Origin of the sequence: Streptomyces sp. NPDC051582 (assembly GCF_040681715.1) — a bacterium.
Classification (GTDB): domain Bacteria; phylum Actinomycetota; class Actinomycetes; order Streptomycetales; family Streptomycetaceae; genus Streptomyces.
Map to the genome: position 1 here is coordinate 1 of NZ_JBFAZJ010000076.1, position 8,703 is coordinate 8,703.

Sequence of the window (8,703 nt, forward strand, 5' to 3'; positions counted from 1 at the left end):
GCGAGGACTGGGGCACCCCCGACTACTGGACCCGCCACCTCCGCGAAGCCGTCCGCTTCTCCGACACCGTCCACCACCTGCACACCAAGGGCGTCGGCCGGTTCCTCGAACTCGGCCCCGACGCCGTCCTGACGGCCCTCACCCGTACGACCCTCGACACCGTCGCAAACGACGCCGCCGCCGACACCGACTCCGACTCCGACGACAGCGCCGTCGTCGAGCCGGCCCTGCGCAAGAACCGCCCCGAGGCGCACTCCCTCCTCTCCGCCCTCGCGCAGCTCCACACCACCGGTGCGCCCGTCGACTGGACGGCGTTCTACGCGGCCGCCGAGGACCGCTGGTCCGAGCTGCCGACGTACGCCTTCCAGCACCAGCGGTACTGGCTGGAAGGGGCGGCCGCCGGCGCCGGCGCCGGGCTCGGCTCCGCCGGACTCGAAGCGGTCGGGCACCCGCTGCTCAGCGCCGCGCTCCCGGCGGCTGACTCCGGCGAGGTCGTCCTGACCGGCCGGCTCTCCGTCGACACCCAGCCCTGGCTGGCCGACCACGACGTCCTCGGCTCGATCCTGCTGCCGGGCACCGGCTTCGTGGAGCTGGCCGTCCGGGCCGGCGACCAGGTCGGCTGCGACCGGATCGAGGAGCTGCTGCTCGAAGCCCCGCTGATCGTGCCCGCCCGCGGAGGCGTCGCCCTCCAGGTGCGGGTCGGCGCCCCGGACTCCTCGGACGCCCGGTCGATCTCCATCCACTCCCGCGGATCCGCCCCGGACGCCCCCTGGACCCGCCACGCCTACGGCACGGTGGTCCCGGGCGCCCCGGCTCCCGCGTTCGACCTGTCCCAGTGGCCGCCGGCCGGCGCGACCTCGCTCGACGTGAGCGGCGCGTACGACCGGCTGCTGGAGCGCGGGTACGCGTACGGCCCGGTGTTCCAGGGCCTGAAGGCCGCCTGGGTCCAGGGCGACGACGTGTTCGCCGAGGTGGCGCTCCCCGAGACGGCGCACGGCGACGCGGCCCTCTTCGGGCTCCACCCCGCGCTCCTGGACGCCGCGATGCACGCGGACCTGCTCGGCGGCGACGGCGCCGCCGAGGGGGCGACGCTGCTGCCGTTCTCCTGGAACGGGGTCACCCTGCACGCGGCCGGTACTTCCGTGCTGCGCGTGCACATCCGCCGGGTCCGCGGGGACGAGGTCTCGGCGATCATGGTCGCCGACGAGACGGGCGCGCCCGTGGCGACCGTGGAGTCGCTGGTCTCGCGCCCGGTCTCCGAGGCACAGCTCGCCGCCGCCTCCGGCGGCGCGTCCGCCGCCCTGCACCGGGTCGAGTGGCCGCGTACCGCGCAGGCCGCGGCCGAAGCGGCCGAAGCGGCCGTGTACTTCGCCCCCGTCCCGGCCGGTGCGGACGCCGCGGCCCGGGTGCGCGAGGTGGTGCCCGAGGTGCTCGCGAAGGTCCAGGGGTGGCTGGCCGACCCGGAGTCCGGATCCGCCCGCCTCGCCGTGGTGACCCGCGGCGGCGCCTCCGTCCTGGCCGGCGAGGACGCCGATCCGGCGCAAGCCGCCGTATGGGGTCTGGTCCGGGCCGCCGAGGCCGAGAACCCCGGCCGGTTCGTGCTGGTCGACGTGGCCGCCGGATCCCGCGATCCGGGCGCCGACGCGGCCGCCGCGGTGGCCTCGGGCGAGCCCGAGACGGCCGTGCGCTCCGGCGAGGTGCGCATCCCGCGCCTGAACCGGATCACCGCCCCCGCCCCCGTCTCCCCGTGGGGGACGACCGGCACCGTGCTGATCACCGGCGGTACCAGCGGCCTCGGCGCGCTGGTGGCCCGGCACCTGGTCACCGAGCACGGCGTACGGCACCTGCTGCTGACCAGCCGCCGCGGCCTCGACGCGCCGAACGCCTCGGCGATCGTCGCGGAGCTCGCGGAGCTGGGCGCCCACGCCTCGGTGGCGGCCTGCGACGTGACGGACCGGGAGTCGCTCGCCGGCGTCCTGGCCCGTGTCGACGCGGCCCACCCGCTGAGCGGGGTGGTGCACGCCGCCGCCGTCGCGGGCGGCGGGCTCGTCGGTTCGCTGACCGCCGAGGACTTCGAGTCCGTACTGCGGCCGAAGACCGACGGCGCATGGAACCTGCACGAGCTGACGCGGGACGCCGACCTGAAGGCGTTCGTCCTCTTCTCCTCCGCGGGCGGTTCCGTCCTGGCCGCCGGCCAGGCGGACTACGCGGCGGCGAACTCCTTCCTGGACGGCCTCGCCGCGCACCGCCGGGCCACCGGCCTGCCGGCCACGGCGCCCGCGTTCGGCATGTGGGGGATCAGCACCGGTCTCGGCGGCGACCTCACCGACGCCGACCTGGAGCGCATGAAGCGGCTGGGCCTGCCGGCGCTGACCGTCGCGGAGGGCCTCGCCCTCTTCGACGCCGCCGTCGCCGGGTTCGACGCCGTGGTCCTGCCGCTCAAGACCGACGCGGCGGCGCTGGCCGCCCGCGGCGAGGACCTGCCGGCGCTGCTGCGCGGCAAGGTGCGCGGCCCGGTCCGCCGGACCGTTCAGGCGCACGGGCCCGAGACCTCCGAGCTGGAACGCCGCCTCGCCGGGGCCTCCGTCCAGGAGCGCGACCGGATCGTCCTGGAACTCGTACGGACGCAGGTGGCGGCGGTGCTCGGCCACTCGTCCCCGGACGCGATCGGCCCGGAGACGGCCTTCCGCGAGCAGGGCTTCGACTCGCTCGCCGCCGTCGAGCTGCGCAACCTGCTCCAGGCCGCGACCGGCCTGCGGCTGCCCGCCACGCTGGTCTTCGACTACCCCAACTCCCGGGCGGTCGCGGGCTTCGTGGTGGAGAAGCTGTCGGCCACGACGGCCCGGGCCCAGGCCCCGGCCGCCGCCGCGCCGCGCGCCACGGCCCCCTCCGACACGGACCCGATCGCGATCGTGTCGATCAGCTGCCGCTTCCCCGGCGGCGTGCGGTCCGCCGAGGACCTGTGGAACCTGGTCGCGGAGGGCCGGGACGCCGTCGGGGCGTTCCCGACCGACCGCGGCTGGGACGCCGACGCCATCTACCACCCCGAGCCCGGCACGCCCGGCAAGACGTACGCCAAGGACGGCGGCTTCCTGTACGACGCCGCCGAGTTCGACGCCGAGTTCTTCGGCATCATGCCGCGCGAGGCCCTCGCCATGGACCCGCAGCAGCGCCTGCTGCTGGAGGCCGCGTGGGAGACCTTCGAGCGGGCCGGCATCGACCCGCAGACCCTGCGCGGCAGCCGGACCGGCGTGTACGCGGGCATCATGTACCACGAGTACGGCAGCCGTCTGACGGACGTCCCCGAGGACCTCGCGGGCTACCTCGGCAACGGCAGCGCGGGCTCCATCGCCTCGGGCCGCGTCGCGTACACCCTGGGCCTGGAGGGCCCGGCCGTCACCGTCGACACCGCGTGCTCCTCCTCCCTGGTCAGCCTGCACATGGCCTGCCAGGCACTGCGCTCCGGCGAGATCACGATGGCGCTGGCCGGGGGTGTGACCGTCATGCCGACGCCGGACCTGTTCGTCGACTTCAGCCAGCAGCGCGGACTCGCCGCCGACGGCCGCTCCAAGGCCTTCGCCGGGGCCGCCGACGGCACCGGCTGGGCCGAGGGCATCGGCCTGCTCCTCGTCGAGCGCCTCTCCGACGCGGAGCGGCTCGGCCACCCGGTGCTCGCCGTGATCCGGGGCAGCGCCATCAACCAGGACGGCGCCTCCAACGGCCTCACCGCCCCCAACGGGCCGTCCCAGCAGCGGGTCATCCAGCAGGCGCTGGCCGCAGCCGGCCTCACCACGGCCGATGTGGACGCCGTCGAGGGCCACGGTACGGGCACCCGTCTGGGCGACCCGATCGAGGCGCAGGCGCTGCTCGCCACGTACGGTCAGGGCCGCGCGCAGGACAAGCCGCTGTGGCTCGGTTCGATCAAGTCGAACATCGGCCACGCCCAGGCGGCGGCCGGTGTCAGCGGCGTCATCAAGATGGTGGAGGCGCTGCGCCACGGCGTGCTGCCGAAGACCCTGCACGTGGACGAGCCCTCGCCGCAGGTCGACTGGACCGAGGGCAACGTCAGGCTGCTGACCGAGCCGGTCGAGTGGCCGGCGGGCGGGCGCCCGCGCCGTGCGGGTGTCTCCTCGTTCGGCCTGAGCGGTACGAACGCCCACGTCATCCTCGAAGAGGCCCCGCAGCGCACGCCGCAGCCCGAGCCGGAGGCCCTCGCGCCGGCGGCTCCCGCTCCGGTCGCCCTCACGGTGTCGGCGAAGAGCGCGAAGGCCCTGCCCCGGCAGGCCGAGGCGCTGCGCGCCCACCTGGAGGACCACCCCGAGCAGTCGCTGGCCGACATCGCCTACTCGCTGACGGCCTCCCGGGCGGCGCTGGACCACCGCGCGGTGGTGCTGGCCGACGACCGCGCTGCCGCCCTGCGGGAGCTGGCGGAGCTGGCCGGGGGGACGGGGTCCGCGGACACCGTCACCGGCAGCCGCGTCGACGGCGCGACGGCGTTCCTGTTCACGGGCCAGGGCGCGCAGCGTCTGGGCATGGGCCGTGAACTGCACGCCGCGTTCCCGGTGTTCGCCGCAGCGCTCGACGCCGCGGCCGCCGCCGTGGACCAGCACCTGGAGATCCCGCTCTACGAGGTGATGTGGGGCGGGGACGAGGCGCTGCTGAACAGCACCGCCTACACCCAGCCCGCACTGTTCGCCATCGAAACCGCGCTCTTCCGGCTCGTCACCTCGTGGGGCGTCCGGCCGGACTTCCTGGCCGGCCACTCCATCGGCGAGATCACCGCCGCCCACGCGGCGGGGGTCCTGTCCCTGGAGGACGCGGCCCGCCTCGTCACCGCACGCGGCCGCCTCATGCAGGCACTGCCCGCCGGCGGAGCCATGGCCGCCATCGAAGCCACGGAGCCCGAGCTCCTCCCGTACCTCACCGACTCCGTCGGCATCGCGGCCATCAACAGCCCCCGCTCCATCGTGGTCTCGGGTACGGAAGAGGCAGTCGAGGCGATCCGGGCCGCCTTCACCGAACAGGGCCGCAAGACCACCCGGCTGCGCGTCTCGCACGCCTTCCACTCCCCGCTCATGGACCCCGCCCTCGCCGAGTTCCACCTCGTGGCCGAGTCCGTGACCCGGCACGAGCCGAGGATCCCGGTCGTGGCCGGGGTGCACGGCGCGCTCAGCGAGGACTGGGGGACCCCGGAGTACTGGACCCGCCACCTGCGCGAAGCCGTCCGCTTCTCCGACTCCGTGCAGCACCTGCACGCCAAGGGCGTCCGGACCTTCCTGGAGCTCGGTCCGGACGCCATCCTCACCGCCCTCACCCAGAACACCCTCGACGGCACCGAGGCGGTCGTAGAGCCCGCCGTACGCAAGAACCGGCCCGAGGCGCGCACCCTCCTGACCGCCCTCGCCCGCCTGCACGCCACCGGCACGGCCGTCGACTGGACCGCCGTCCACGCCGGGTCCGGCGCGCGCCTGGTCGAGCTGCCGACGTACGCCTTCGAGCGCCGTCCGTACTGGCTCGACGCCCCGGCGCAGGCCCCGGCCGGCGATGTCACGAGCATGGGCCAGCAGCCGGCCCAGCACCCGCTGCTGAGCGCGGTGGTGGTCTCGCCGGAGGCCGGCGGCGTGGTCCTGACCGGCCGCCTGTCGGTGAAGACCCACGCCTGGCTGGCCGACCACGACGTGCTCGGGACCGTGCTCCTGCCCGGCACCGGATACGTCGAACTCGCCATCCGCGCCGGTGAGGAAGTGGGCTGCGACGTCATCGACGAGCTGACCATCGAGGCGCTGATGCCGATGCGCGAGGACGGCGGCGGCCTGGCGGTCCAGGTCACCGTCGACCCGGCCGACGCCACCGGTCGCCGCTCGCTCGCGGTGTACTCGCGTCCCGACGACGGCCCGGCGGACACGCCGTGGACGCGGCACGCGAGCGGTGTCCTGGCCCCCGGGGCCCAGCACCCGCCGGCCCCCGAGTCCTTCGGGGTCGGGACCGGGGTCTGGCCGCCGGAGGGCGCCGAGGAGGTGGACATCTCCGGGGTGTACGACTACCTCACCGGCCAGGGCTACGGATACGGGCCCATGTTCCGCTGCCTGCGCGGGATCTGGACGCGCGGCAAGGAGACCTTCGTCGAGGTCTCGCTGCCCGAGGACAACCTGGCGGTGGGCCACGAGTACCGGATCCACCCGTCGATCCTCGACGGCTCGCTGAGCGCGACCGACTTCATGGACGGGCGCAGCCCGCAGGACGTCGGGGGCACCCAGCTCCCGTTCGCCTGGGCCGGGGTGACCCTGCACGCGGCCGGTTCCTCGCAGCTGCGGGGCCGGATCACGGCGGTGGAGTCGCACAAGTCGCAGGGGTCGGACGCCGTCCGGATCGAGCTGTCCGACCTGCGGGGCACGCCGGTCGCGACCATCGACTCCCTCGTCGTACGCCCGGTCACGGCGGCCCGCGTCAATGCCGCCGCGGCCGCCGGACAGGGCGAGCGCTCCTCGATGTTCCACCTGGTGTGGAACCAGCTGCCGCTGGGCGCGAGCGCCTCCGCGGTCGCCGACCGCTGGGCCGTCCTCGGCGGCTCCGGCCACGCCTTCGGCGAGGGTCTGGCCGCGTACCCCGATCTCGGGGCGCTCGCGGCGGCCCTCGACGGCGGCGCGGAGCTGCCCGAGGTGGTCCTGCTGCCCGTACCGGCCGGCGAGGGCGGGGTCCCGGACGCGGTCCGGTCCGTGACCGGCGCCGTCCTCGACGTCCTGCGCGGCTGGCTCGACGAGCCCCGCTTCGGCCGCTCGCGCCTCGCCGTGGTCACCCGCGGCGCGGTCCGGGCGAAGGACACCGACGCCGTCGACCTGGCGCAAGCGCCCGTATGGGGTCTGCTGCGCTCGGCGGAGGAGGAGAACCCGGGACGCTTCCTGCTGGTGGACACCGACGGCTCGGCCGCCGCCCACCAGGTGCTGCCCGCGATCGTCGCCACCGGGGAACCGGAGGCGGCCGTACGCGGCAGCGAGGTCAAGGTCCCGCGCCTGGCCCGGATCGCCTCCAGCCAGGTCGCCTCCGACCTGCCCTGGTCGGCGGAGGGCACCGTACTGATCACCGGCGGTACGAGCGGTCTGGGCGCCATCACCGCCCGCCACCTGGTGGCGGAGCACGGCGTGCGCCACCTGCTGCTCACCAGCCGCCGCGGCCCGGACGCACCGGGTGCGAAGGAGCTGAGCGCCGAGCTCGGCGCTCTCGGGGCGGAGGTCTCGGTCGTCGCCTGCGACGTGTCGGACCGCGGCGCCGTGGACACGCTGCTGGCCGGCGTCTCCACCGAGCAGCCGCTGACCGCCGTGGTGCACGCCTCGGCGCTCATGGACAACGCGCTGACCGCGCAGCTGACGGCGGAGCAGGTCGACGCCGTACTGCGGCCGAAGGCGGACGCCGCCTGGCACCTGCACGAGGCGACGCTCGGCCTGGACCTGTCGGCCTTCGTCCTCTTCTCCTCCTGCGCCGGACTCGTCGTCGGCGCCGGACAGGGCAACTACGCGGCGGCCAACCGCTTCCTGGACGGGCTCTCCGCCCACCGCCGCTCGCTCGGACTGCCCGCCACCTCGCTGGCGTTCGGCCTGTGGGAGGCGAAGACCGGACTGGGCGGCGGGGTCACCGACTCCGACCTCGGCCGGATGAAGTCGCTGGGCCTCCCGGCCCTGCCGACCGCGGAGGGGCTGCAGCTCTTCGACGAGGCGATGACCCTCGACGAGGTGATGATCGCCCCGATCCGCGTGGACAGCGCGGGCCGAGGCGCGAACCCCGGCCCGGCCCCGGTGCTCCTGCGGGACGTGCTGAAGGCCGAACCGGCGGTGCAGCAGCGCCAGGACGTACGGGCCCCGGCCGTGGCGGCCGCGGCCGCCGCGGCGACGGCCGGCTCGGGGTCCCTGGAGGAGCGGCTGGCCCGGATGCGGCCCGGCGACCGGGAGCCCGCGGTCCTGGAGCTGATCCGGGCCCAGGTGGCGGGCGTCAGCCACAGCGACCCCGACAGCATCGACGTCAACAAGGGCTTCACGGACCTGGGGCTCGACTCGCTGGCCGCGATCGACCTGCGCAACCGGCTCCAGACCGCGACCGGGATGCGCCTGCCGGCGACCATGATGTTCGACTACCCGAGCCCCGTGGTGATGGCCGAGTTCCTCCTTGAGGAGATCCTCCCGGCCATCGAGGACGTCGCGCTGCCCGAGCCGGCGGCGGCCGCCACCGCCCAGGACGACCACTCCATCCGCGAGGCGCTCGCCTCGATCCCCGTCACCGCGCTGCGCGAGGCGGGCCTCCTGGACGCGCTGCTCAGGCTCGCCGGTCCGGTGGAGCAGCAGGGGGCGGCGGCCGTGGTGGCCGCGTCCGGTACGCCTGGCGCCCCGCAGACCGACGACCGGAGCGAAGAGATCAAGAGCATGAACATCGACGACCTGGTGCGTGCCGCGCTTGCGTCCGCCGAACCGAATTCGAACGAGGGCTGAGGTCATCGTGGAAGCATCAGTGGAACAACTCGTCACCGCTCTCAGACAGTCCATGCTGGACAACGAGCGGCTCAAGCGGGAGAACAGCGAGCTCGCGGAGGAGGCCGACCGGGCCTCGGAGCCGATCGCGATCGTGGGCATGGCCTGCCGGTACCCCGGCGGGGTCAACTCCCCCGACGACCTGTGGCGGCTCGTGGCCGAGGGGCGCGACGGGGTCTCCGCGTTC

General features: G+C 75.1%; 2 protein-coding genes. Both read left to right on the plus strand.

The annotated features are described in order from the left end of the window. Positions 1 to 8,477 (plus strand): SDR family NAD(P)-dependent oxidoreductase (locus tag AB0M92_RS38915; protein WP_366107126.1); only part of this gene is annotated, 8,477 nt, incomplete at its 5' end. 19 nt (positions 8,478 to 8,496) lie between these two features. Next, on the plus strand, positions 8,497 to 8,703 hold a 207-nt coding region (locus AB0M92_RS38920; RefSeq protein ID WP_366107127.1), incomplete at its 3' end, for a beta-ketoacyl synthase N-terminal-like domain-containing protein.